At 63.6% G+C, this 24,555-nt stretch carries 22 protein-coding genes and 1 tRNA gene; 16 read left to right on the top strand and 7 right to left on the bottom strand.

All coding sequences use genetic code 11. From position 1 onward, the window contains the following. Positions 1 to 74: 74 nt before the first annotated feature. On the bottom strand, positions 75 to 1,346 hold the full coding sequence (locus HGB41_RS02270; RefSeq protein ID WP_171080667.1) for a M56 family metallopeptidase: 1,272 nt from the start codon (positions 1,344 to 1,346) through the stop codon (positions 75 to 77). Continuing rightward, entirely contained in the window at positions 1,343 to 1,738 is a 396-nt protein-coding gene (locus tag HGB41_RS02265; RefSeq protein ID WP_171080665.1) for a BlaI/MecI/CopY family transcriptional regulator, read from the bottom strand. Before HGB41_RS02265 ends, HGB41_RS02270 begins: the two co-directional genes overlap by 4 nt. A gap of 192 nt (positions 1,739 to 1,930) precedes the next feature. Here HGB41_RS02265 and HGB41_RS02260 point away from each other — a divergent pair, with 192 nt between their 5' ends. Further along, positions 1,931 to 2,452 carry a hypothetical protein gene (locus tag HGB41_RS02260; RefSeq protein WP_171080663.1) on the top strand — a complete coding sequence of 174 codons (522 nt, stop codon included), beginning with the start codon at positions 1,931 to 1,933 and terminating at the stop codon, positions 2,450 to 2,452. Further along, positions 2,382 to 2,744, top strand: coding sequence for a hypothetical protein (locus HGB41_RS02255; RefSeq protein ID WP_171080661.1), 363 nt, complete (start codon positions 2,382 to 2,384; stop codon positions 2,742 to 2,744). The genes HGB41_RS02260 and HGB41_RS02255 overlap by 71 nt, the downstream gene beginning before the upstream one ends. 68 nt (positions 2,745 to 2,812) lie before the next feature. On the opposite strand, the gene HGB41_RS02250 is transcribed toward HGB41_RS02255, so the two are convergent. The 3 genes from HGB41_RS02250 to HGB41_RS02240 form a co-directional block, all read right to left on the bottom strand. Continuing rightward, positions 2,813 to 4,117 (bottom strand): dicarboxylate/amino acid:cation symporter, encoded by a 1,305-nt coding sequence (locus tag HGB41_RS02250; RefSeq protein ID WP_171080659.1) that lies wholly within the window; start codon positions 4,115 to 4,117, stop codon positions 2,813 to 2,815. 122 nt (positions 4,118 to 4,239) lie between these two features. Next, on the bottom strand, positions 4,240 to 5,526 hold the full coding sequence (locus HGB41_RS02245; RefSeq protein WP_171080657.1) for a metal-dependent hydrolase family protein: 1,287 nt from the start codon (positions 5,524 to 5,526) through the stop codon (positions 4,240 to 4,242). A gap of 170 nt (positions 5,527 to 5,696) precedes the next feature. Then, the gene (locus tag HGB41_RS02240) at positions 5,697 to 6,491 is read right to left on the bottom strand and encodes a 3-hydroxybutyrate dehydrogenase (RefSeq protein ID WP_171080655.1); all 795 of its coding nucleotides are present in this window, start codon (positions 6,489 to 6,491) and stop codon (positions 5,697 to 5,699) included. Between the two features lie 124 nt (positions 6,492 to 6,615). On the opposite strand from HGB41_RS02240, the gene HGB41_RS02235 reads away from it, so the two are divergent. From HGB41_RS02235 to HGB41_RS23135, 7 genes are all read left to right on the top strand, one after another. Continuing rightward, the gene (locus HGB41_RS02235) at positions 6,616 to 7,494 is read left to right on the top strand and encodes an alpha/beta fold hydrolase (protein WP_171081897.1); all 879 of its coding nucleotides are present in this window, start codon (positions 6,616 to 6,618) and stop codon (positions 7,492 to 7,494) included. A gap of 34 nt (positions 7,495 to 7,528) precedes the next feature. Next, complete coding sequence (locus HGB41_RS02230; RefSeq protein WP_171080653.1) at positions 7,529 to 7,879, top strand: RidA family protein; 351 nt, start codon at positions 7,529 to 7,531, stop codon at positions 7,877 to 7,879. Between the two features lie 4 nt (positions 7,880 to 7,883). Continuing rightward, positions 7,884 to 10,124, top strand: coding sequence for a RelA/SpoT family protein (locus tag HGB41_RS02225; protein ID WP_171080651.1), 2,241 nt, complete (start codon positions 7,884 to 7,886; stop codon positions 10,122 to 10,124). A 232-nt stretch (positions 10,125 to 10,356) separates the two neighbouring features. Further along, entirely contained in the window at positions 10,357 to 11,163 is an 807-nt protein-coding gene (locus tag HGB41_RS02220) for an MlaE family ABC transporter permease (protein WP_171080649.1), read from the top strand. Between the two features lie 16 nt (positions 11,164 to 11,179). Continuing rightward, on the top strand, positions 11,180 to 12,112 hold the full coding sequence (locus tag HGB41_RS02215) for an MlaD family protein (protein ID WP_171080647.1): 933 nt from the start codon (positions 11,180 to 11,182) through the stop codon (positions 12,110 to 12,112). Beyond that, positions 12,109 to 12,741 carry a hypothetical protein gene (locus HGB41_RS02210; protein WP_171080645.1) on the top strand — a complete coding sequence of 211 codons (633 nt, stop codon included), beginning with the start codon at positions 12,109 to 12,111 and terminating at the stop codon, positions 12,739 to 12,741. Before HGB41_RS02215 ends, HGB41_RS02210 begins: the two co-directional genes overlap by 4 nt. A 476-nt stretch (positions 12,742 to 13,217) precedes the next feature. Further along, entirely contained in the window at positions 13,218 to 14,717 is a 1,500-nt protein-coding gene (locus HGB41_RS23135; RefSeq protein WP_212760795.1) for a hypothetical protein, read from the top strand. A gap of 95 nt (positions 14,718 to 14,812) precedes the next feature. Here HGB41_RS23135 and HGB41_RS02200 read toward each other — a convergent pair whose 3' ends face one another. Together HGB41_RS02200 and HGB41_RS02195 are read right to left on the bottom strand one after the other, a co-directional pair. Further along, positions 14,813 to 15,769: an NAD(P)/FAD-dependent oxidoreductase gene (locus HGB41_RS02200; protein ID WP_171080643.1), complete on the bottom strand. Its 957-nt coding sequence runs from the start codon at positions 15,767 to 15,769 to the stop codon at positions 14,813 to 14,815. A 69-nt stretch (positions 15,770 to 15,838) separates the two neighbouring features. Then, positions 15,839 to 16,771 carry a cation diffusion facilitator family transporter gene (locus HGB41_RS02195; RefSeq protein ID WP_171080641.1) on the bottom strand — a complete coding sequence of 311 codons (933 nt, stop codon included), beginning with the start codon at positions 16,769 to 16,771 and terminating at the stop codon, positions 15,839 to 15,841. A 132-nt stretch (positions 16,772 to 16,903) separates the two neighbouring features. Between HGB41_RS02195 and HGB41_RS02190 the strand changes: the two genes are divergently transcribed. From HGB41_RS02190 to pheT, 7 genes are all read left to right on the top strand, one after another. Further along, positions 16,904 to 16,980: transfer RNA gene (locus HGB41_RS02190), tRNA-Val, on the top strand. A gap of 239 nt (positions 16,981 to 17,219) precedes the next feature. Continuing rightward, positions 17,220 to 19,130 (top strand): threonine--tRNA ligase, encoded by a 1,911-nt coding sequence (gene thrS / locus HGB41_RS02185; protein ID WP_171080639.1) that lies wholly within the window; start codon positions 17,220 to 17,222, stop codon positions 19,128 to 19,130. 36 nt (positions 19,131 to 19,166) lie between these two features. Next, positions 19,167 to 19,688 carry a translation initiation factor IF-3 gene (gene infC / locus HGB41_RS02180; RefSeq protein WP_171081895.1) on the top strand — a complete coding sequence of 174 codons (522 nt, stop codon included), beginning with the start codon at positions 19,167 to 19,169 and terminating at the stop codon, positions 19,686 to 19,688. A gap of 573 nt (positions 19,689 to 20,261) precedes the next feature. Next, the gene (gene rpmI, locus HGB41_RS02175; RefSeq protein WP_171080637.1) at positions 20,262 to 20,459 is read left to right on the top strand and encodes a 50S ribosomal protein L35; all 198 of its coding nucleotides are present in this window, start codon (positions 20,262 to 20,264) and stop codon (positions 20,457 to 20,459) included. Between the two features lie 22 nt (positions 20,460 to 20,481). Continuing rightward, positions 20,482 to 20,841 (top strand): 50S ribosomal protein L20, encoded by a 360-nt coding sequence (gene rplT, locus HGB41_RS02170; protein WP_171080635.1) that lies wholly within the window; start codon positions 20,482 to 20,484, stop codon positions 20,839 to 20,841. A gap of 121 nt (positions 20,842 to 20,962) precedes the next feature. Then, the gene (gene pheS, locus HGB41_RS02165; protein WP_171080633.1) at positions 20,963 to 21,979 is read left to right on the top strand and encodes a phenylalanine--tRNA ligase subunit alpha; all 1,017 of its coding nucleotides are present in this window, start codon (positions 20,963 to 20,965) and stop codon (positions 21,977 to 21,979) included. 67 nt (positions 21,980 to 22,046) lie between these two features. Beyond that, complete coding sequence (gene pheT / locus HGB41_RS02160; protein ID WP_171080631.1) at positions 22,047 to 24,473, top strand: phenylalanine--tRNA ligase subunit beta; 2,427 nt, start codon at positions 22,047 to 22,049, stop codon at positions 24,471 to 24,473. The last annotated feature ends 82 nt before the right edge of the window (positions 24,474 to 24,555 follow it).

Genomic DNA, 24,555 nt, shown 5'->3' with positions numbered 1-24,555 from the left:
CGGGCGGCCTGCGCCGCCCGTGCAAACAAAACAGCCCCGCGAGCGTCCTCGCGGGGCTGTTTTGTTTTGGAGCCTTACTCTAGCGTCCAGACATATTGCACCTTGGTCCAGGCTTCCACCGGCTTGCCTTTGGTGGTCGCCGGCTTGAAGCTGCACTTGGCCAGTGCGCTATGCGTCGCTTCGTCGAGCGGCACATGGCCGGACGACTTGTCGATCTTGGCCTCCTTGACCTTGCCGTTTTTTGCGACCAGGAAGGCAAGGCTGACCGTGCCCGTGTGATTGAGCTTGATCGATTCGGCCGGGTATTGGGGCTTCGCGCACGAACGGAAGTTGGCGATGGCGGGCTGCTCGGCTTCGGCCAGTTTGGCTGGCGCCGCATGGGCGAACACCGCAGTGCACATCGCCGCCAGCCCGAGTACGGGAATGGCCGCCTTCCAGTTCAGTGCCTGCCCCAGCGTTTGCGATTCAGGGCGAATCAAGCGTTTGATGCGTGACATAAGATCTCCTCCGTTGGCCGCCTGGGCCAGGTGGTGGGTTGAGAACTGGAGTTTCTCCAGCTCGGAAAGGGCCAGGGCCAGGCGCCGCGGTTCGCCCAGTTGCCGTGCCGCGAAATCGTCGGCGACCTGTTCCCGTTCGACGCGGATGCGTCCCGAGATCCACCAGACCGCCGGGTGATAGAAGAGCAGGGTCTCGACCACGTTCTGGCCCAGGTTCACCAGGTAGTCGTGACGCTTGATATGGGCCATCTCGTGGGCCAGCAGGGCTTCGAGCAGGTGCGCCGGCATCCCGGATACCAGCGAGGCCGGTACCAGCACGACGGGCCGCCACCAGCCGGCCGTGACCGGGCTCCCAAGGCCTTCCACGATGCGCAGGCGAACCGCGCGGTCGATGCCGAAGCGCGCCGCCATGCGTTCGGCGCACGCCTGCCATGCAGGGTCATGGCGTTCGTGGGCAGCCGCGCGGCCGATCCACAGCAGTCCCAGCGCCATCCGCACGCTGAGGGCCAGGGCGCAGGCGGCCCAGGTGCCGACCACCCAGGCCAGCTGCTCGCCCAGGAACAGGCTCCAGCTGTCGTCGATCGGCGTGCCCGCCACCAGCCCCGCCGCGAACAGCACTGCCGCGTCGCCGCCGCCGCCGGCGCCGTTTACCAGGCGCAGCACCAGCTCGAGCGCAGGCCAGGCCAGGCACAGGGCGAGCCCAAGGCAGGCGACCAGGTAGCGCGATTCCGGCCGCGCATTGCGCATCAGCGCGAGGGCGACCGCCGTGGCGCAGCCGACCAGCGCGCCCTGCCACAGGAAGTGGACCAGGGTCCAGCCGATGCTGCCGATGATGTCGGCGGCGCTCATGGCTTGTCCCCAGGTTGGTCTTCGCGCAGCAGTTTTTCGATCTCGTCGCGTTCCTTCTTCGAAATGCCGCTCTTGAGCGCGGCCAGCACCAGCGCCTTGGCCGAGCCGGCGAAGGCGCGCTGCATCAGGTCTTGCAGCAAATTGGTCTGCATCGAGTCGCGGGCATGCACCGGCGCATAGACGTGCGAACGCTCGCTCTCGTCGCGCACCAGCAGGCCCTTGCCGTGCATGATCTGCATCAGGCGCAACACGGTGGCGTAGGTCACGTCCGGTTTGTGCTTCTGCATTTCCTGGTGCACCAGCTTGGCGGTGCCCGAACCCAGTGGCCAGAGCACCTGTAACAGCTCGAGCTCGGCGGGGGTGGGTTTGGGGGGTTCCGGTTTGCGGGGCATGAGCGTCCTCATATGTATAGTTGGATGAGGCCTAGAGTATTATGTCTAGACACCGGTGTCTACAGTTTTCGCGCGACCTGTGCGTGCTTTATGCTTGGCGAATATCGTGGAGGCCAGCTCCCCGGCTTCGTGTAGACAAGCTGTTCTATATGAAATATGCTCGGCGGTCGATTGGTCTTTAATGGAGGTCTTGTGGTTAACAAACCAGCCAGGCAGCGTGCCCATACCTGCCTCGTACTCGGGCTCGCCCTGGCATTGGGCGGTTGCCATATCGGCAGGGGCGTCGTCGCGATGGCGCAGTCGACATCGGCGTTCACCGCCTGCACGCCGGACCCGCGCATCGCGTGCGAGCCGGGATCGGAGGCGCTTGCCGCGCAAGTCGCGGCGCAGCTTCCCGCAGCGCTGGCCACGATCGAGAAAGCGCAATTCTCGCGCTTCGTGGCGCCGGTGCGCGTCCAGACCTATGCCAGCGCCGAAAGCTTCTCGCGCCACAGCAGTGCCGGCCCTGGGGCGGCCGGGGTGGTGATATTCGGAGTGGCGCACCTGTCGCCGGTGGCGCTGCGCCATCCGGACGGGGTAGGGAAGATCCTGGCCCACGAGATGTCGCACCTGCACCTGGCGCAGCTAACTAGGAACCTTGTCGATGGCGCGCCTGCCTGCCTGGTTCTCGGAAGGCCTGGCCACCTGGGCCTCAAGCGGAGGCGGGCGGGGTAATGCCCATGAACCCAATGTGCTGGTCGGGATCCGCCACGGGCGGCATTTCGAGCCGGCCGATGCCCAGTCCTTCTGGCGGCCTTATCTGGTGCTGCCGGAACGGATGGCGTTTTCGACCTATTACAGCCAGGCCAGGCTGTTCGTCGCTTTCATGCACGACCGCGACCCTGGCGCGTTCCGGCAGCTGCTGGCCAGCCTGGGACGCAGGGACAGCTTCGCCGGTGCTGTGCAAGCGGCCTACAACCGGCCGGTCGCAGCGCTGTGGCAGGAATTCCTGGCCAGCATAGGCTGACCGGGACGCAGGACGAAAAAAAACGCCGGGGGACACCAGGCGTTTTTCATTGCTGCGGGCGACTGCGTTCATGCAGCGGCGCGCACCGGTTCCAGGTTCTTGTCGTCGTCGCCGAGCGGCACGCGGCCATGCAGGACGGCGTCCATGCGTTCGACGTCGAGTTCCTTCTCCCATTTCGACACCACCACTGTCGCCACTCCGTTGCCCACGAAATTGGTCAGCGCCCGGCATTCGCTCATGAAGCGGTCGATGCCGAGGATGAGCGCCATGCCGGCCACCGGGATCGTCGGGACCACCGCCAGCGTTGCCGCCAGGGTGATGAAGCCGGCGCCGGTGATGCCCGATGCACCCTTCGAGGTCAGCATCGCCACCGTGAGGATGGTCAGCTGCTGCATCAGGGTCAGGTCCGTATTGGTGGCCTGGGCCACGAACAGGGCCGCCATCGTCATGTAGATATTGGTGCCGTCCAGGTTGAACGAGTAGCCGGTCGGGACCACCAGGCCGACCACCGGCTTGGAGCAGCCGAGGCGTTCGAGTTTGCGCATCAGGGCGGGCAGGGCGCTTTCCGACGAGCTGGTGCCGAGCACGATCAGCAGTTCTTCCTTGATGTAGGCGATGAATCGGAAGATCGAGAAGCCGGTGAACTTGGCGATGGCGCCGAGGACCACGACCACGAACAGGAAGCAGGTCAGGTAGAAGGAACCCATCAGCTTGGCCAGCGGCAGCAGCGAATCGAGGCCGTATTTGCCGATGGTGAAGGCCATGGCGCCGAAGGCGCCGATCGGGGCGGCCTTCATGACGATGTTCACCACGCCGAAGATGGCGTGCGAGAAGTCCTCGATCATCTTGGTCACCGGGCGGCCGCGCTCACCCATCATCGACAGCGAGAAGCCGAACAGCAGTGCGATCAGCAGCACCTGCAGGATGTCGCCCTTGGCGAAGGCATCCACGAAGGTGTTCGGGATGATGTTCATCACGAAGTCGGTCGTGGACTGGGACTTGGCCTTGTCGGTGTACTGGGCGATCGACGAGGCGTCGAGGTGGGCGGCATCGACATTGAAGCCGGCGCCCGGCTTGACGACGTTGGCGACCACCAGGCCGATGGCCAGGGCGATGGTCGAGACCACCTCGAAGTAGAGCAGGGCCTTGCCGCCGACGCGGCCAATCTTCTTCATGTCCTGCATGCCGGCGATACCGGCGACGACGGTACAGAAGATCACCGGGGCGATGATCATCTTGATCAGTTTGATGAAACCGTCTCCCAGAGGCTTCATCTTGGTGCCGAGTTCAGGGTAGAACACCCCGAGCAATACGCCCATGGCGATCGCGAACAGCACCTGGACATACAGGATTTTGTAGAAAGGCTTTTTCATGGCAACTCTTCTGAGAGAAGTTCGAGAGCTGCCATCTTCACGGATTCGGCCTGCGCCTTCTATTGTGGATATCCGCAGGGCTTATATCAGATATTTACGCCACGGTAAAAAACCGCTGCGGCTCAGGGACGGCGGAAAACCTCGCCGCCTTTCATGACGAAGCCCACCTTGCCGGCCGCCGCGATATCCAGCGTCGGGTCGCCGTCGACCGCCACCACGTCGGCCAGAAAGCCCGCCTTGAGCTGCCCCAGCTCGGTCGATTTGCCAAGGATCGCGGCGGCCACCGTGGTCGCCGCGCGCATCGCTTCCAGCGGCGACATCCCCAGCTTGACCATCCATGCCAGTTCGCGCGCATTGGTCCCGTGCGCGAATACCCCAACGTCGCTGCCGTTGCCGATGACGACGCCGACCTTGCGCGCCAGCTGGAAGGCTCGCTGCGCCTGCTGCATCGCCGGGGTCGGCGTGCCGCCGCGGACATGCTTCTGGAAGTATTCGCCCGTGGCTTCCGGCGCGGTGAGCGTCGGGATGTAGGCGGCGCCGCGTTCCTTCATCAGCCGGAAGGTGGCTTCCGACGCGCCATAGCCGTGCTCGATGGTGTCGGCGCCGGCCAGCACCGCCATGCGGATCGCGTCGTCGCTGCTCGCGTGCACGGCGACCTTGCGGCCGGTGACGTGGGTGGCGGCGACCATGGCCTTCATTTCTTCCATGGTGAAGGTCGGGCGCGCGGTGCCGTCGATGCCGGTGCGGTAGTCGGCGTAGATCTTGATCCAGTCGGCGCCGCGTGCGGACTGCTCGCGCACGGCTTTTGTCACCTCGTCGATGCCGGTCGCGGGTTGGGCGCCGTAGGGCAGTTCCATGTCGGGACGGTAGCTGCGTTCGGCCGGGCCATAGCTGTAGCTGGCGACGATGGCTTTGGTGGCGACAAGCAGGCGCGGGCCGGGCGCCACGCCTTCGTCGATGGCGCGCTTGATGCCGACGTCGGCGTAGTCCGCGCCTTCGGTGCCGAGGTCGCGCAGGGTGGTGAAGCCGGCCTGCAGGGTGCTTGCTGCGTGTTTCGCCGCCAGCATGATGCGGTAGGCGGCGGGTTCCTTGATCACCTGGTCGTCCCAGGTGGTTTCGTTATAGGGGTGGAGCAGGATGTGCGAGTGCAGGTCGATCAGGCCGGGTGCCAGGGTCTTGCCGGGGAGGTCGATGCGCTCGGCGTCGGGCGGGACCACGATTTTGTCAGAAGGGCCGACGGCGTCGATGCGGCCTTTCGAGACCAGCACCGCCCAGCCGGTTTTCGGTGGGCCGTCGCCGGTCCAGACGCGGTCGGCGGTGAGGAGGATGGGGCGGGGAGTGGCGGCGTGCGCGGTCGCAGCGGCCAGGATAAAAGCCGTTACCGCAAGTGTTCGTGACAGTGATCGCATGGTTTTCGTAGGGTGGGCGGCTCGTAACCTGGGCCATTGGCCCAGTCTACCCCACGCGGTGATAGTAGTGGGATGAACAGCCTCACGGTCTGCAGCACCGTGATTTGAACGCGCGGGCGGGAGTGATTCAGGCCAGTGGCCTGAATCACAAGCCGCCCACCCGACGGTTTCTATTGCGCCGCCCAGCCCCCATCCATATTCCACGCCACACCCCGCACCTGGTCACCCGCCGGGCTGCAGAAGAACACTGCCAGTGCGCCCAGCTCATCCGGCGTCACGAACTCGCCCGACGGCTGCTTCTCCGCCAGCAGCGCCTTGCGCGCGGCGTCGTTGGACAGGCCTTCGCGGGCGGCGCGGTCGTCGACCTGCTTCTGCACCAGCGGCGTCAGCACCCAGCCCGGACAGATCGCATTGCAGGTGATGCCCGTGTGCGCGTTCTCGAGCGCGGTCACCTTGGTGAAGCCCACCAGGCCGTGCTTGGCCGCGACATAGGCCGATTTGCCGCTCGATCCAACCAGCCCGTGCACCGAGGCCAGGTTGATGATGCGGCCCCAGTTCCTGGCCTTCATGCCCGGCAGCGCGAAGCGCGTGGTGTGGAAGGCCGAGGTCAGGTTGATCGCGAGGATGGCGTCCCATTTCTCGGGCGGGAAGTCTTCCACGGTCGCCACGTGCTGGATGCCGGCATTGTTGACCAGGATGTCGACGCCGCCGAATTTATCCGTCGCGAACTTCATCATCGCTTCGATCTCGGCCGGCTTGGACATGTCGGCATTGTGGTAGGCAGTCTGGACGCCGAATTCGGTGCCGGCGTCGGTATACAGCTTCTCGATCTGCTGGGCGTCGCCGAAGCCGTTGAACACGATATTCGCGCCCTGTTCTGCCAGCGAACGGGCGATGCCCAGGCCGATGCCCGAGGTCGAACCGGTGACGAGGGCCGTTTTCCCACTTAACATACTCGATTTCATTGCATCCTCAAGGTGAAGGTGATCGGGTTGCTTCTACAGAATTGGTAGAATTCTAATCGCAACGCCAAGTAAAATGATGCATTGCGATGAAGTGACCGACAATATTGCCATGACGGAGCAGGGGATGACCGAAGCCAGATTAAGAAGCGTGCAGTGCAGCTCCCCCGCCGGCCTGCACCGGATGGCCTACAAGGAATGGGGCGACCCGGCTAACCCGAAGGTGCTGGTCTGCGTGCACGGCGTCACCCGCGTGGCCGACGACTTCGACCACCTGGCGCGCGCGCTGTGCGGCGAATACCGCGTGGTCTGCCCCGACGTGGTCGGCCGAGGCCGCTCGGGACGGCTGCGCAACCCGGACTTCTATACGGTGCCGCAATACGTCGCCGACATGGTCACGCTGGTGGCGCGCGTGAGCGCCACCGGTGACGAGGCGGGCGTGCACTGGTTCGGCACCTCGATGGGCGGCCTGATCGGCATGGTGCTGGCCTCGCTCGAGGACAGCCCGGTCCGCAAGCTGGTCGTCAACGATATCGGCCCGGTGCTCGACCAGGGCGCGGTGCAGCGCATCGGCGAATACATCGGGCAGGACATCCGCTTCCCGGATTTCGACGCCGGTGCGGCCTATGTGCGCACGGTGTCGACGTCCTTCGGCCCGCATACCGACGAGGAGTGGTTCAAGCTCGCCAACGACGTGCTGCGCCAGGACAGCGATGGCCAGTGGGTCCGCCACTACGACCTGGGCCTGGCCCAGCCCTTCCGCGCCATCACGCCCGAACGCGCGGCGGTCGACGAGTCCCTGCTGTGGGCGGCCTGGGATGCGATTCGCTGCCCGACCCTGCTGGTGCGCGGCGAATTGTCCGACCTGCTGTCGCGCCAGACCGCGCTGGAGATGTGCGCACGCGGCCCGAAGGCAAGGCTGGTCGAGATCCCGGGTGTCGGCCATGCGCCGACTTTCGTGCAGGCCGGGCAGATCGCCATCGCACGCGAATTTTTATTGGGCTGAACAAGCCCCGTTTTTAGAAAAGAAGAAAGCAACCATGGAAATCCAACGTCTCCACGTGGGCAAGCGCCTGTCCGAAACCGCCATCCACAATGGCACCGTCTACCTGGCCGGCCAGATCGCCGAAGACACCACCCAGGACATCGACGGCCAGATGCGCGAAGTCCTTGGCCACGTCGACCGCCTGCTGTCCGAAGCCGGCAGCGACAAGTCCTGCATCCTCACCTGCCAGATCTTCATCTCCGATATGGCCGACTTCCCCGGCATGAACGCGGTCTGGGACGAATGGGTCGCCCAGGGCCACACTCCGCCGCGCGCCACCGTGGAAGCAAAGCTCGCCAACCCCGCATGCCTCGTGGAAGTCTGCGTCACGGCCGCGCTGCGCTGAGCTGATGGTATCGACCGCTCTGCTTGTCGACGCCACCACGGGGATCGTCCAGGGACTGAGCCTTGACGACTGCGCACGCGTGCAGGCCGCGCTCGATTACGCCAGCATCGCCTATGGCGAGCGCACGGCGACATCAGGCCAGGATGCGCTCGAATTTTCGCTCGGCGTGGCCGGCACGCTGGCCTACCTGAGCACCGATGCCGAGACCCGCATCGCCGGCCTGCTGTTCGAGCTGGCGATGGTGGATCCGGCGGTAGCCGGCTCGCTTGAGGAACGCTTCGGCAAAGAAGTATCCGACCTGGTGCAGGGCGTCTACCAGCTGGTCAAGCTGCGCGACCTCACGGCCGGCAAGGAGCAGGTCGGCAGCGGAAAAAACGCCGCCCAGCAGGCCGCGGCGCAAGTCGAAACGCTGCGCAAGATGCTGCTGGCGATGGCCTCGGACATGCGCGTGGTGCTGATTCGCCTGGCCTCCTGCGCGGCCGGCTTGCGCTATTTCGCCGAGCAGAAGCGCTTCGACGAAGTCACCCGCGCCTATGGACGCGAGGTGCTCGACTTCTACGCGCCGCTGGCCAACCGCCTCGGTATCTGGCAGCTCAAGTGGGAACTCGAAGACCTGTCCTTCCGCTTCATCGAGCCCGAGACCTACAAGCGCATCGCCAAGATGCTGGAAGAAAAGCGCATGCAGCGCGAAGGCTTCGTCGAGTCGTCGATCGCGCGCCTGCAGGGGGAGCTGGAGGCAGCAGGCATCAAGGCCGAGGTGTCGGGACGGCCGAAGCACATCTACAGCATTTATAACAAGATGCGCGGCAAGGAGCTCGATTTCTCGTCGCTGTACGACGTGCGCGCCTTCCGCGTGATCGTGCCGGACGTGAAGACCTGCTACACGGTGCTGGGCATCGTGCACAACATCTGGACCCCGATCCCGAAGGAGTTCGACGACTATATCTCGCGACCCAAGCCGAACGGCTACCAGTCGCTGCACACGGTCGTCAACGCCGAGGACGGGCGCCCGCTGGAAGTGCAGATCCGCACCCAGGAGATGCACAACTTCGCCGAATACGGTATCGCTGCCCACTGGCGCTACAAGGAAGAGGGCGGGTCCAACTTCAAGAGCCAGAAGTACGACGAGAAGATCGCCTGGCTGCGCCAGCTGCTAGCCTGGAAAACCGACGTGGCCGACGTCGTCGCCGGCCAGGAAGACCAGCAGAAGGAATGGGTCGAGAAGCTCAAGGCGGCCGCGCTGGACGACCGCATTTTTGTCTTGACGCCGCAGGCGCGCGTGATCGAGCTGCCGGTGGGCGCGACCCCGATCGACTTCGCCTACCACCTGCACAGCGAGGTGGGCCACCGCTGCCGCGGCGCCAAGATCGACGGCGTCATGGTGCCCCTGAATACCCCGCTGCGCAACGGCCAGACCTGCGAGGTCATCACCGCCAAGGGCGCCAGCGGCAACCAGGGGCCGTCGCGCGACTGGCTCAGTCCTGGCTATACGGTCAGCAGCCGCACGCGTTCCAAGATCCGCGCCTGGTTCCACGCGATGGACCAGGCCGAGACGCTGGCGCAGGGACGGGCGCTGGTCGAAAAGTCCTTGCAGCGCGAAGGCAAGACCGCGGTCAACCTGGAAGCGCTGGCGCACAAGCTGGGCTTCGCCAAGGTGGACGAGCTGTTCATCCAGGTCGGCAAGGAAAAATTCAGCCTGCGCCATGTAGAGGCGGCCTTGCACGACGAAGTTGCGGCGCCACCCCCGGTTGATGAGGCCGTGGTCAACAAGAGCCTGTCGTCGAGCGTGGAAAAGGGCGCTAAATCCGGCGTGCTGGTGGTCGGCACCGAGGGCCTGATGACGATGCTGGCCAAGTGCTGCAAGCCGGCTCCGCCCGACCCGATCGTCGGCTTCGTCACGCGCGGCAAGGGCGTCTCGATCCACCGCCTGAGCTGCAAGAACTTCGCCGAGATGCGCGCCAAGGCGCCCGAGCGCGTGATCCAGACCGCCTGGGGATCGGCCGGGTCGGAAACGGTGTACCCGGTCGACCTGTTCATCCTCGCAAACGACCGCCAGGGACTGCTGCGCGATATCTCCGAGGTGTTCTCGCGCGAGAAGATCAACGTCACCGGCGTCGCATCGCAAAGCGCCAGGGGGCAAGCGCGCATGGTGTTCACGGCCGAGATCGGCTCGACGGCGCAGCTGCAGAAGGCGCTGGCAGCGATCGGGGAGGTGGGTGGGGTGATGGAGGCGAGGCGGCAGTAATTGGTTTCTCGGTTTGCGGGCAAACTTGGGGCGCACAATGCCAGTGGCATCGTGCGCGCCTTCGCCGGGGCGACGGTTTTTAGGTGAGTGGCCGGAATACTTTCAATTCCCCCTACCCTAAAGACCGTCATCCCGGCGAAGGAAGGGATCCAATTTGGCACCGCAGCCAACAAAGTATCAATTTGATACAAAAATCCGATGCACTCACCCAAATCTGTATCATATTGACATCATGCGCCGAACCCTCAACCTCTACGCCAGACCAAGCCTGTGGGGCCTTGCCTTCGCACGCTACCTGCGCAGCTGGTGGTACATGGTGCACCTGGGCGCGATCGCCATCGTCATGGCGCTCTCGCCCTCGACCTACAACCGCGAGAACCGGCTGGCGGCCGCGCGCCACATCTACGCCAGCACCTGGCAGGTGCTGCCCTGGTTCGGGCTGGCATCAAGCCTCATCAGCCTGGTCATCATCCGCATCGTGCTGGTCACGGCCAAGAGCTATGGCCTGTCGCATTTCGCACTCGAGATGGTGGTGCGGGTGCTGGTGCTGGAACTGATCCCGCTGGCCGCCGCGCTGTTCGTGGCCCTGCGCGCCAGCATGGCTTTCGATGCCTCGGCGCTGGGCCTGGCGCGCGCCGGCATGTCGCCGCAAGCCGCCAACGACGAAGCGCTGCGCCGCATGCGGCGCGACATGGTGCCGCAGTTGCTTGCCAACGCCGTGGCGGTACTGAGCCTGGCCATGGTCACCAGTACCGTCGTGCTGGTGCTGGCCTACCTGAACGTGTATGGCCTGTCGCCCTGGGGCGTGGGCGACTACACCCGCACGGTCGGCCGCGTGTTCGCTCCGGCGATCACGGTCGGCTTCGTGCTCAAGACCGTGCTGTTCGGCCTGGCCGTGGCCCTGATCCCGACGGCCGCCATCCTCGAACTGCAGCGCTATCCGCGCAACGTCGCCTTCACCGTGCAGCCGGGCGCGCTGCGCCTGCTGTTCGTGCTGCTGGTGATCGAAGCGGCTTCGCTCGCGCTGAAATACATGTAAACAAGAGACGACCCAGATGACCGAACCCCTGCCGGACGAACCAAAGCACGTTGAACTCAAGGCCATGATCCTGCTGGCGGCGGTCGGCATCCTGATCGCAGCCTTCATCGGCTATGTGATGCATGCACGCGGCGTGTTCGAGCCTACGCAGCGGCTGGTGCTCGAGACCGACGATTCGTCCGGCGTCATCCCCGGCATGGACATGACTTTCGCCGGGTTCCCGATCGGGCGCGTCAACCAGGTCGAGCTGGCGCCGGACGGCAAGGTGCGCATCTTGGTCGACGTCACCAGCAAGGACGCCAAGTGGCTGCGGGTCTCCAGCGTGTTCACGCTCGAGAGCAGCATTGTCGGCGAGACCCGGCTGCGCGCCTTCACCGGCCTGCTGAACGACCCGCGGCTGCCCCCGGGCGCCACCCGTTCGGTGCTGCGCGGCGACGCCACCGCCGAGATCCCGCGCATCGTCGCAACGGCACGCGCGCTGCTGGAAAACCTCGAGGCCATGACGGCAACCGACTCCGACATCAACGCCAGCCTCGCCAATATCAACAGCGTGACCGGCAGGATGTCCGGTCCCGGCGGGGTGCTGGGCGGCGTGTTGGGCGGCGACGCCGAGGCGCGCAAGCTGCGCGAGGCGCTCGACCGCATCAACGGGCTGCTGGACAAGACCGACCGCCGGGTCTACGGCAAGGACGGCGTCATGAACGACGCCCAGGTGTCGCTCCGGCAGCTGCACGTGGTGCTTTCTGACGCCAGCACCACGCTCAAAAAGGTCGACGCCGTGCTGGTCGAGGCCCAGGCCGTCGGCGCCAATGCGCGCGTGGCGACCGAAGACCTGGGTGCGCTACGCGGCGAAGTCGACGCCAGCCTGCGCAAGGTGAACCGCCTGGTCGACGAGATCAACCGCAAGTGGCCCTTCGCCCGCAGTAACCAGGAGATCAAGCTGCCATGAGAATGTTCGCTTTTCTTGCCGTAGCCTTTCTTGCCGGCTGCGCCAGCAAGCCGCTGCCGCCCGACTGGCAAGGCGACGCCAAAGGTTTACTCGATGCTTCGGTCGACGATTACCTGAAAGGCAACACGGCTGCCGCGCGGTCCGAATTCCGTGACGCGCGGCGCGCCACGACCAGCACCGGCCGCCCGGACTATGTCGCGCAGGTCGAGCTGGTGCGCTGCGCGGCGCAGGTGGCCAGCCTCGATTTCGACGACTGCCCGGGTTACTTGGCGCTGGCGCTCGAGGCGACACCGGCCCAGCGCGCGTATGCCGATTACCTGTATGGCCGCTGGCAGGGACTGGACGCGGCGCTACTGCCCGAGCAGCACCGGCCCGTGCTTGCGACAGGACAGGTCGCGAACCTGGCCGATCCACTCGCGCGCCTGGTCGCGGCCGGCGCAAGCTTCAAGGCCGGCCGCATGACGCCGGAAGGGATCGCGCTCGTCATCGACACCGCATCGAACCAGGGCTGGCGCCGTCCGCTGCTGGCATGGCTGGGTGTGCAGGTCCAGCGTGCGGAAGCCGCCGGAAACACGCCGGAAGTCCTGCGTATTCGCAGGCGAATCGCCCTGGTGTCCGGAGAGGATTAGGTTTATGCCAAGGCATACACAGTAGCCTTGGCGTGCGGATAGAAAGCCTTACGCTAATGCAAACTTAATTCTTGCATTAACTCCATTTTTTCAATGAGCGCTGTTCCCAGCGCTCATTTTTTTTTGAGAAATTTTCCCCAGTCGCATTGACAAGTTTTATGAACTCAGCAATATGCCCCTAGCCTGGTTTTTCATAGGAAGAACTTCCCGACTCCCGGCTCATAAAATTTGACTCCTTTTTAACTTAATTCGGTTGGGATATATCGCAACAGAAATTATTTTCTTTATGTTCGGAACTAATGAAGTTGGGCAAGCCTCAGACGTTGCTCTTGTTCATGTAACGTAAGGAAATAGTAGTGATCATCTCAAAACCATTCCAAACGCAAGCAAATCGATTCCACCTGAAGTCGAAAATTGTTTTCTTTTCCCCTGTTTTCGCCGTTCTCGCCGCTTGCGGCGGCACCAGCGATCCATCCATGTCCGGCTCGGCTGCAGATCAAACCGCTGCCGAAGTCGAAGTGGTGGCGGTCCGGCCTCAAAACTATGTGCCCGACAGTGTCACTCCGGTTGCCAGCGATCTCGCTCCTGAAGCCGCCGCTGCCGGCGAGGGCGCCGCACCCGCTGACGGCCAACCGAGCCGCAGCCTGGCAACGGTAACTACTTCCACTGCGTCCTGGGTACAGTGCGCAACCGAATACGGCAGCTGTGCGTTCACCGGCACCCGTGACGTACGTTATGGCACGGCCACCAAGTTTGTGGTGAAGAGCCTGACTGGGCCAGTAGCCTGTACGAATGCGGTGTTCGGCGATCCGGCCCCCGGCTATGCGAAGACCTGCAGCCTGTGGACCAGCACGCCCATTGCACCAGCACCAGCACCAGCACCGGGTACGGCACCAGCACCAGCACCGGCGCCAGCACCGGCACCGGCGCCAGCGCCAGCACCGGCTCCAGGCACGCGTGATCCGCTGAAGCAGCCATTCGCCAGCAACAGCATCTGGAACATGCCGATCGGTAGCGGCGCGGTCTATGTGCCAGCGAATATCTCGCCTAACCCAGGCGGCAATATCTGGGCGAAAATGCCAGGGGTCGATCCAGAGAAGATCATTCTCAAGCCGACTGCACCGCTCGTGAATATCAACCTGAGCAACGCGGCCTGGTCCGGTTCGAACCGTTGCGGCGCGACGGGTGGCCTGCTGATGCAAGTGCCGATGCCTAGCACCTATGTGGTGCCGCACAGCACCATGAACAGCTCGGCGACCTTCCTGCTGCCGGATCGCCGTACCATCGTCCAGACCCAGCCGCTGGCACGTTGTACCGCAGGTGGCTCAGCTACGTCGATGGCGAAGTTCTCCAACGTCGACCTGTATGGTACCGGTATCACCGGCGCCCACGGCGGTTCAGGCCTGTCGGCCATCGGCGGCAGTCTCCGTCTCGGCGAGCTGCGTCCAGGTTCGACGACCGGCCCACGCCATGCGCTCAAGATCAACGTGTATGCCAAGGAAGTGCTGTTCAAGTGCACGACCCGCGCAGCTTGCTCGCGTTGGCCTGCAGTGACGTCGGATAGCTATGCGGTGGGCCATTACGGTACCGCCAACGGCAATAGCAACTCGGCGATGAAGATGGGTGCGCTGCTGGCCCTCCCGGCTTCCACCTCGATCGCATCGCTGGGCCTGGAAACCGCACCTGCCAAGCAGCTTGCCTGGACCTTGCAGAACTACGGCGCCTATATTGTCGACGACACGTATGCACCTGGTTTCGACTTCAATGCCGAAGAAGGTCCGGATGGCTCGAAGCGCAACGAGTTCAAGGCGGACTGGGGTTTCGACCTGGAGCAGAAAGTGCAAGCCAACACTCCTTGGGTCCGTGACATCCAGCGCCTGGCAAAGGCACTGCATGTCGTGAACAACAACTCGGCCACCAGCATTGGCGGCGGCGGTACTCCTCGCCAGGCTCTGGCACCGGCAATCGCACCATAACACCGGTGCACTAGCTAAAACAGCGCTGTCCTTCGGGACAGCGCTGTTCTTCGTTAACCGCAGTGCCGGCCTGGGTTGCTAGCCGGCTGCTACGGTCAGGAGCCTGTAGAATCCGCTGGTGCGCGCAGCGCCCACGGCAAGGTATTGTGTATCGTCGTCGCCGCCAGCGCAGCCTGCCCGGTCGCCACCGCGATCTGGTTCAACCCGCGCGTGACGTCGCCGATGGCGAACAAGCCCGGCACGGTAGTGCGGCAATGATCGTCCACCATCAGCTTGCGGCATTCCACCGTCTCGGCGCCCAGCTCGCTGGCCAGGTCGGAGCGCGCGTTCTCGCCCAGCATCGGGTAGAACACGTCGCAGGGATAGTCCTCGCCATCTTTCGTATGCAGGATGGGCTTCATGTCCTCGCTCATCGTCACGCCGGCCAGCGGCGAGGTGATGTGGCGGACATTTGCGGCCGCGAGCTGCTGCCTTTCCTCGTCGTTCAGGGCCGATTCGGCGGTGCGTTCGAACAGCAGCACGTCGGCGCTGAAGGTGCGCATGAACAGGGCGTGGCCGACCGGGTTGACCTCGGAGGTGACCACGCCGATGCGCTTGTCGATCACGTCCCAGCCGTCGCACACCGGGCACAAGCGCACTGCGCCGCTGCGCACCGCGTCGTCCCAGCGTTCGACCGGCATGCCGGCGTCGGCTACGCCGGTGGCCAGCAGCACGGTCAGGGCGCGCAGCTCGCAGGGCTCGTCCCCCTCGGCCGCCGCGTACGAGGCAACGAAATGGCCGTCTTCCAGACGCAGGCTGAGGATCTCGCCCGGCATCACGCTGCCGCCGTAATTGGCCAGCTGGGTGCGCAGGTTCCCGAGCAGCTCCATGCCGTTGATCCCGCCTGGGAATCCGGGGTAGTTGTGCGAAACGGGGATCCACGAGAGTCGGCTGTTGCCCTTGTCGACCAGGGCAACGTGGCGCGTGAAGCGGCGCAGGTAGATGGCGGCCGTGAGCCCGGCCGGGCCGCCGCCTATGATGAGGGTATCGAATACAGTACGGTCGCAGTCCATCCGGCGATTATGCTGAGGCTACCGCTTGAGGGCTATCGGCGCTCCAGCCAGCTGCGGGTAAGAGGGCGCTTACAGCGACTTGCCGCCCGCCGCTTCCGGCTGCAGGGTCACGTGGTCGATGCCATGCTGCGCGCGCAGCATGGCGCGCACCGCGTCGAGCACCGCCGGCCACTGGTCGAGGCTGGCAATCTCCAGGTGGCCGATCAGGGCAGGGTGGCCCGGCGACATGTCCCAGACATGAAGGTCGTGCACGTCGAGCACGCCTTCCACGCGCTTGAGGCTGGCGCCGACTTCGAGGTAGTCGATCCCGCCGGGGACGCCCTCCATCAGGAAGTGGTAGGACTCGCGCAGGATGCCGCTGGTCGAGCGCAGGATCAGCAGCGCCACGAAGAGCGACAGGATAGGGTCGATTCGCACCCAGGCAGGAAAGAAATAGATGACTGCGCCGGCTGCGATCGCCGCCAGCGAGCCGAGCAGGTCGCCCATCACGTTGACCAGGGCCGCGCGGGTATTGATGCTCTGGTTGTCGCGCGACAGCACCCAGGCCACCAGCAGGTTGATGCAGGCGCCGATGCCGGCCACCACCAGCACTACGCCGCCCTGCACCTGCTCGGGGTGCAGCAGCCGCTCCACCGCCTGCCACCCGATCCAGGCGACCAGGGCCAGCATGGCGAGGCTGTTCACAAAAGCCGCCAGCGCCTCGGCGCGCACGAAGCCGAAGGAGTGGCGCGCGGAAGGCGGGCGCCGTGCGATGGCCTGGGCCAGCAGGGCCAGGCCGAGGGCGGCGGCGTCCGTCACCATGTGGCCGGCGTCGGCGATCAGGGCCAGCGAGTTGGAGATGAAGCCGGTCACCACTTCGATCACGGCGAACAGCAGCGTCATGCCGAGCGCCACCGCCAGCGTGGCCTGGCTGCGCCCCTCGATCGTATGGGCGTGGCGCGCGTCGCCATCGAGGTGGGCGTGCAGGTGGGCGGAAGAGCGTTCGGCGGGCTGGGCAGGCATCGTATGAATGGCGTCTTGTTATGCTCGAAAGTGTAAAGCAAAGGCCTGTGGCGGGGCAGGCAGGCGCGCAAGGAAACTTTTTCCGTGACAAGCCTTGCAGAACGAGGGGGCGCTCCTTATAATGCAGGGATTGGGCGGTTAGTTCAGCTGGTTAGAATACTTGGTCGACATCCAAGGGGTCGCAGATTCGAATTCTGCACCGCCCACCAGAACACAGGATTTCTCGATTCTATCGAGCGTCCATAAGTAAGAGCGAGAAAGGCACCGACGGTTATGACACCGCGAACTACGACCTGGTTGTGGGGGAATCGCTAGGCGCGAAGGGGTGTTCTTTTGCTCGACACAACGAAGAAAACGCGGCTAGTGCCGCGTTTTTTTTCGTCTCAATATTTTCAGCTTTTAAGATATTCCACCTTACCGGCGCCCAGCGCCTCGATTGGAGAACAGCATGCTTAACGTTCGACTTCCAGATGGCTCCAGCCGTCAGTTCGACGGTCCCGTCACGGTCGCCCAGGTGGCGTCCAGCATCGCCACCAGCCTCGGCAAGGCCGCGCTCGCCGGCAAGGTCAATGGCAAGGTGGTCGACACCTCGTTCCTGATCGAAGAAGACGCCGAGCTGGCGATCGTCACCGACAAGGATCCGGAAGGCCTGGACGTGATCCGCCACTCGACCGCCCACCTGCTGGCGCACGCCGTCAAGGAGCTGTTCCCGGAGGCGCAGGTCACCATCGGCCCGGTCATCGAAAACGGTTTTTATTACGACTTCTCGTACAAGCGCCCGTTCACCCCGGACGACCTGGCCAAGATCGAAAAGAAGATGGTCGAGCTGGCCAAGAAGGACGAGCCGGTCACCCGCAAGGTGCTGCCGCGCGACGAAGCCGTGGCCTATTTCAAGTCGATCGGCGAAGAGTACAAGGCCGAGATCATCTCCTCGATCCCGGCCAATGAGGACGTCTCGCTGTATTCGGAAGGCAGCTTCACCGACCTGTGCCGCGGCCCGCACGTGCCGTCCTCGGGCAAGCTGAAAGTGTTCAAGCTGATGAAACTGGCCGGCGCCTACTGGCGCGGCGACTCCAAGAACGAGATGCTGCAGCGCGTCTACGGCACCGCCTGGGCCAGGAAGGAAGACCAGGAGCAGTACCTGCACATGCTGGAAGAAGCCGAAAAACGCGATCATCGTAAATTAGGTAAAGCTCTGGATTTGTTCCACTTCCAGGAAGAAGCCCCGGGCCTGATCTTCTGGCACCCGAAGGGCTGGACCGTCTGGCAGCAGGTGGAGCAGTACATGCGCCATAAATACCAGGTCAACGGCTACGACGAAGTAAAAGCGCCGCAGATCCTGGACGTGACCTTGTGGCAGAAGACCGGCCACTGGGACAACTATCGCGAGAACATGTTCACGACCGAGTCGGAAAACCGCTCGTACGCACTCAAGCCGATGAACTGTCCGGGCCACGTGCAGATCTATAACTCGGGCATGAAGAGTTATCGCGACCTGCCGCTGCGCTACGGCGAGTTCGGCCAGTGCCACCGCAACGAGTCCTCGGGCGCGCTGCACGGCATCATGCGCGTGCGCGGCTTCACCCAGGACGACGGCCACGTGTTCTGCACCGAAGAACAGATCGAGGCGGAAGTCACCGCCTTCCACGCCCAGGCGATGGAAGTGTATGACGACTTCGGCTTTACCAACATCGACGTCAAGCTGGCGCTGCGTCCGGAAAGCCGCATCGGCACCGACGAAGTGTGGGACGAAGCCGAAGAAGCGCTGCGTTCGGCGCTGCGCGCCTGCGGCGTGGAATGGACCGAGCTGCCGGGCGAGGGCGCCTTCTATGGCCCGAAGATCGAATACCACCTGAAGGACAGCCTGGGGCGTCCGTGGCAGGTCGGCACGATGCAGGTCGACTTCTCGATGCCGGGCCGCTTGGGCGCGGAATATGTCGCCGAAGACAACACCCGCAAGGTGCCGGTCATGCTGCACCGTGCGATCGTCGGCTCGATGGAGCGTTTCATCGGCATCCTGATCGAAAACTACGCCGGCGCGCTGCCGCTGTGGCTGGCGCCGGTCCAGGTGGCGGTGCTGAACATCTCGGATGCGCAGGCGGATTATGTGAAGGAAGTAGCGGCGAAGCTGAAGAAAGCCGGCCTGCGCGTTCACGCTGATTTGCGGAACGAGAAAATTACTTATAAAATACGTGAGCATTCCGTGCAAAAGTTGCCATATATTCTAGTTATTGGCGACAAAGAACGGGAAGCCAACACTGTGGCCGTGCGTGCCCGCGGCAATGTCGACCTGGGCGTGATGCCTGTCGACGAGCTCGTGGAGCGTCTGGTGAGCGAAGTCGCCGCCAAGACGAAATAATCTCCGGCCTACTCAAATACTTTCAAAGGAAACAACATAGCTACTGACAAGCAGAATCGCATCAACGGCGAAATCACCCATCCCGAAATGCGCCTTAACGGTGTAGAGAACGAACCACTGGGCATCGTCAGCCTGGCGGACGCGTTCCGCATGGCCGAAGAACTGAACGTCGACCTGGTCGAAATCGCGCCAACCGCGGTGCCGCCGGTCTGCCGCCTGATGGACTACGGCAAGTTCAAGTACTCCGAGCAGAAGAAGGCGCACGAAGCGAAGCTGAAGCAGAAGATCATCCAGGTCAAGGAAGTCAAGTTCCGTCCGGGTACCGATGAAGGCGACTACAGCATCAAGCTGCGCAACCTCATCAAGTTCCTGGAAGAGGGCGACAAGACCAAGATCACGCTGCGCTTCCGTGGCCGCGAAATGGCGCACCAGGACATTGGTATGCGCATGCTCGAGCGCCTGCGCGGCGACCTGGAGGAAGTCGGCCAGGTCGAGCAGTTCCCGAAGCTCGAGGGACGCCAGATGATCATGATCGTCGCACCGAAGAAGAAGAAGTAATTCTTCGAGGATCGATTGCCGGGCCGGGCCCGGGTGCCAGCGTAAGCTGCATCCGGCCCGGCCCGTGTGCGTTCGTGGGAGGGGCGCCGACTTCGCTGCTTGTGGCCTGCTTCTTCAATGCGTCGTACCGGCGAAGGCCGGTACCCAAGTTCGCTGCGTGGCACTGCCATCACCGTTGGCCCGCTCCACCGGCACGTCGTTCGCGCGCAGGCGGAACCCAGGTTGGCGCGCTCCTCCGGAATGTCGTTCCCGCCAGGTTCGCTGCGTACCACTCGTGTTCTCCCTGCTCACACGAGTTGGGTCCCGGCCTTCGCCGGGGCGACGGTGCGTAGGGGAGTGGCAGGGGGAGCGTTGGCAAGCTGCACAGCCCCATCAAAACCCCATCCCCGCCACAACAATTCCCCGACGACCTGTGCTATCATCTGCGGTTCCTGTTTTTCGAAACAGGTTGTAGCCGGGCCGCGAGATAGTGGTTCGACTGCAAGACAAGCGAAAGTAGGCATCCAAGAGCAGCATCGCTGCCACCTGCAATCCTGTCCCATATGAGGCTGTCCCTAGTACGGACAGATGACTATGCCAAAAATGAAAACCAAAAGCAGCGCGAAGAAGCGTTTCCGCGTGCGTCCAGGTGGTACCATCAAATCGGGTATGGCGTTCAAGCGTCACATCCTGACCAAGAAGACCACCAAGACCAAGCGTCAGCTGCGTGGCACCCGCAACATCAATGCGTCGGACGTGACCAGCGTTCTCCGCATGATGCCGTCTGCTTAATCTCACACACTAAGGAGCTAATATGCCTAGAGTTAAACGTGGGGTTACTGCACGTGCCCGTCACAAGAAAGTTCTTGCCCTTGCTAAAGGCTACCGTGGTCGCCGCAGCAAAGTATTCCGTGTTGCCAAGCAAGCAGTCATGCGCGCTGGCCAATACGCATACCGCGATCGCCGCAACAAGAAGCGCGTCTTCCGCGCACTGTGGATCACCCGTATCAACGCAGCGTCGCGTTCGCACGGCATGACCTACAGCGTGTTCATGAACGGCCTGAAGAAGTCCGGAATTGAACTGGACCGTAAAGTCCTGGCCGACATGGCAGTGCATGACAAGCCGGCATTCGCCGCGATTGTCAGCGCCGTCCAGGCCAAGCTGGCTGCTTAATAGCAGTTTGTTAGCAAGACAAGCACTGCGGCAACGCAGTGCAGAGAGCGGGGCACAGCTAAAACCTGTGCCCCGTTTTTGATTGTGGCTCCTGCCACCCCAGACAGGAAAAGAACAAGACATGCACACGCTCGAAGAACTCGTCGTCTCGGCCCAGGCTGACTTTAGCGCCGCCCCTGACGCCGCCGCGCTCGAAAATGCAAAAGCCAAATACCTCGGCAAGACCGGCCAGGTCACCGACCTGATGAAGGGTCTCGGCAAGCTCGACCCTGAGCAGCGCAAGGCGCAGGGCGCATTGATCAATGCCGCAAAAGAAAAAATCGAAAGCGCATTGACCGGCCGCCGCGAAGCGCTGGCCATGGCCCAGCTGGAAGAACGCCTGAATGCCGAGTCGATCGACGTGACCCTGCCGGGCCGCGGCCGTTCCAAAGGCGGCATCCACCCGGTGATGCGCACCTGGGAGCGCGTCGAGCAGATCTTCCGCTCGATCGGTTTCGACGTGGCCGACGGCCCCGAGATCGAGAACGACTGGACCAATTTCACCGCACTGAACAGCCCGGAAAACCATCCGGCGCGTTCGATGCAGGACACCTTCTATATCGAAGGCAATGACAGCACTGGCAAGCCGCTGCTGCTGCGCACCCATACCAGCCCGATGCAGGTGCGCTATGCGCGCACCCACCTGCCTCCGATCAAGGTGATCGCGCCGGGCCGCACCTACCGTGTCGACAGCGATGCGACCCACTCGCCGATGTTCCACCAGGTCGAAGGTCTGTGGATCGGCGAAGACATTTCGTTCGCCGACCTCAAGGGCGTCTACCTGAATTTCGTCAAGGCCTTCTTCGAGACCGACGACCTGCAGGTGCGCTTCCGTCCGTCCTATTTCCCGTTCACCGAACCGTCGGCCGAGATCGATATCGCCTTCGGTTCCGGACCGCTCAAGGGCCGCTGGCTGGAAGTGTCGGGCGCCGGCCAGGTCCATCCGACCGTCGTGCGCAACTTCGGGCTGGACCCGGAAAAGTTCATCGGTTTCGCGTTCGGCTCCGGCCTCGAGCGCCTGACAATGCTGCGGTATGGAATCAACGACCTGCGCCTCTTCTACGAAGGCGACCTCCGATTCTTGAAGCAGTTTAATTAATGCGGCCGTTGATTCAGTACGCCCAATAATAAAACCTGACGAGTTACGCGCTTAAAGGCAAAAGAAAATGCAATTCTCCGAAAACTGGCTCCGTTCCATGGTCAACCCGACGATGGGTTCGAGCGAACTGTCCCACCTGCTGACGATGTCCGGCCTGGAAGTCGAGGAAGTCGAAGCCGTCGCGCCGCCGTTCTCGAACGTGGTCGTGGCCGAGGTCAAGGAAGTGGCCAAGCATCCGAACGCCGACCGCCTCAACGTTTGCCAGGTCGACGTCGGCACCGGCACTCTGCTGAACATCGTCTGCGGCGCGCCGAACGTGCGCGTGGGCATGAAGGCGATCTGCGCCATGTCGGGCGCGCTGCTGCCACCCGGCGCGGATGGCAAGCCGTTCGAGATCAAGACCGGCACGCTGCGCGGCGTCGAATCGCAGGGCATGATGTGCTCGGCGAAAGAGTTGAACATCTCGGAAGAGAGCAACGGCCTGATGGAACTCCCAAGCGATGCGCCGGTCGGCACCAATATCCGCGACTACCTCGGCCTGGACGACCTGAAGTTCACCATCAAGCTGACCCCGAACAAGGCGGACTGCCTGTCGGTGCTGGGCGTGGCGCGCGAAGTCGCGGCCCTGACCGGTACGCCGCTGCACGTGCCGACCACCCGCCTGGTAGAGGTGACGCTGGACGAAACCCTGCCGGTAAAAATTTCCGCGCCTGACCTGTGCGGCCGCTTCTCGGGACGCGTCATCCGCGGCCTGGACGCGCGCGCAGCCACGCCCGACTGGATGAAGCAGCGCCTCGAGCGCAGCGGCCAGCGTTCGGTGTCCGCACTGGTCGACATCTCGAACTATGTCATGCTCGAGCTGGGGCGTCCGTCGCACGTTTTCGACATGAACAAGATCCACGGCGGCCTGGACGTGCGCTGGGGCCGGAAAGGCGAGTCGCTCAAGCTCCTGAACGGCAACACGATCGAGATCGACGAATGGGTCGGCGTCATCGCCGACGATCAAGAGATCGAATCCCTGGCCGGCATCATGGGCGGAGATTCCACCGCCGTCACGTTAGAGACGACCGACATCTACCTGGAAGCGGCCTTCTGGTGGCCGAACGCCATCCAGGGCCGCGCCCGCAAGTTCAACTTCTCGACCGATGCGGCGCACCGCTTCGAGCGCGGCGTCGACTACGCGACCACGGTCGAGCACATCGAGCGCATCACCGCGCTGATCGTCGAGATCTGCGGCACGCCTGCTACCCGCGTCGGACCGGTCGACGACCAGTCCGTGAACCTGCCGCAGCCGAAACCGGTCGCAATGCGCACCGCGCGCGCTGCGAAAGTCATCGGCGTGGCGCTCACCGACGAAGTCGTGGCCGACATCTTCACCCGCCTGCAGCTGCCGTTCACGTTTGACGCGGGCGTGTTCCACGTCACCTCGCCTTCCTACCGTTTCGACATCGAGATCGAGGAAGACCTGATCGAGGAAGTGGCGCGCGTCTACGGCTTCGAGAACATCCCGACCCGCCCGCCCGTGGCCCCAAGCGCGATGCTGCTCGAGCCGGAAAACACCCGCTCGCTGTTCGCTGTGCGCCACCAGCTGGCCGACCTCGGCTACCAGGAAGTGGTGAACATGAGCTTCGTGGAAGCGCAGTGGGAGCAGGACTTCGCCGGAAACAGCGACCCGATCCGCCTGCAGAACCCGATCGCCAGCCAGATGAGCGTGATGCGCTCGAACCTGGTCGGCAGCCTGGTGGCCAACGTGCGCTACAACGTCAACCGCAAGGCCGGCCGCGTGCGCGCCTTCGAAGTCGGCGGCGTCTTCCTGCGCAATCCGATGGTCGATGACGGCCCGCTGACGGTGGCCGGATTCGACCAGCCCAAGCGCGTCGCCGCCATCGCCTATGGCCCGGCGCTCGACGAGCAGTGGAGCGAGAAGACCCGTGCGGTCGACTATTTCGACGTCAAGGCCGACCTCGAAGCGCTGTTCGCACCGAGTGTGCTGCGCTTCGTGAAGGGCGAGCATCCGGCCCTGCACCCGGGCCGCAGCGCGATCGTCGAACTCGATGGCGCGCCCATTGGCTTTATTGGCGAGCTGCATCCGCGCTGGCTGCAGAACTACGACCTGCCGCAGGCGCCGGTCCTGTTCGAGGTCGACGCCGATGCGCTGCGCCGCCGCAGCGTGCCGGTGTATGCCGAGATTTCGAAGTTCCCGGGCGCCACCCGCGACCTCGCCCTGGTGGTGAAGCAGGGCGTCGCAGCCCAGGAGGTGCTTGACACTTTCCAGGCTGAAATCGCATTGAATCCTGCGGGCAAGATCGTGCAAGCCGTTGTTTTGTTTGATGAATACCGCGGCAAGGGCCTGGAGACGGATGAAAAAAGCCTTGCTTTCCGCTTTAGCTTGCAAGATACTCAATCGACGCTGCAAGACGAGGCGGTGGATGCCATCATGGCTGCAATCGCCCAGGCTGCCGAAGCAAAACTCGGCGCCAGGCTGCGTTCGTAATCTTCCAAAACATTGCTTTCACTGAAGGTAGGGCTTCAAAATTAACAACAACGACGTTGACTCGGCCGTGTTCCAGGAAGCA

Source organism: Telluria aromaticivorans (genome assembly GCF_013003915.1).
Lineage (GTDB): Bacteria > Pseudomonadota > Gammaproteobacteria > Burkholderiales > Burkholderiaceae_D > Telluria > Telluria aromaticivorans.
The sequence above is the reverse complement of the archived record's forward strand: the minus strand, read 5'-3'. Positions and strand labels throughout refer to the sequence as shown.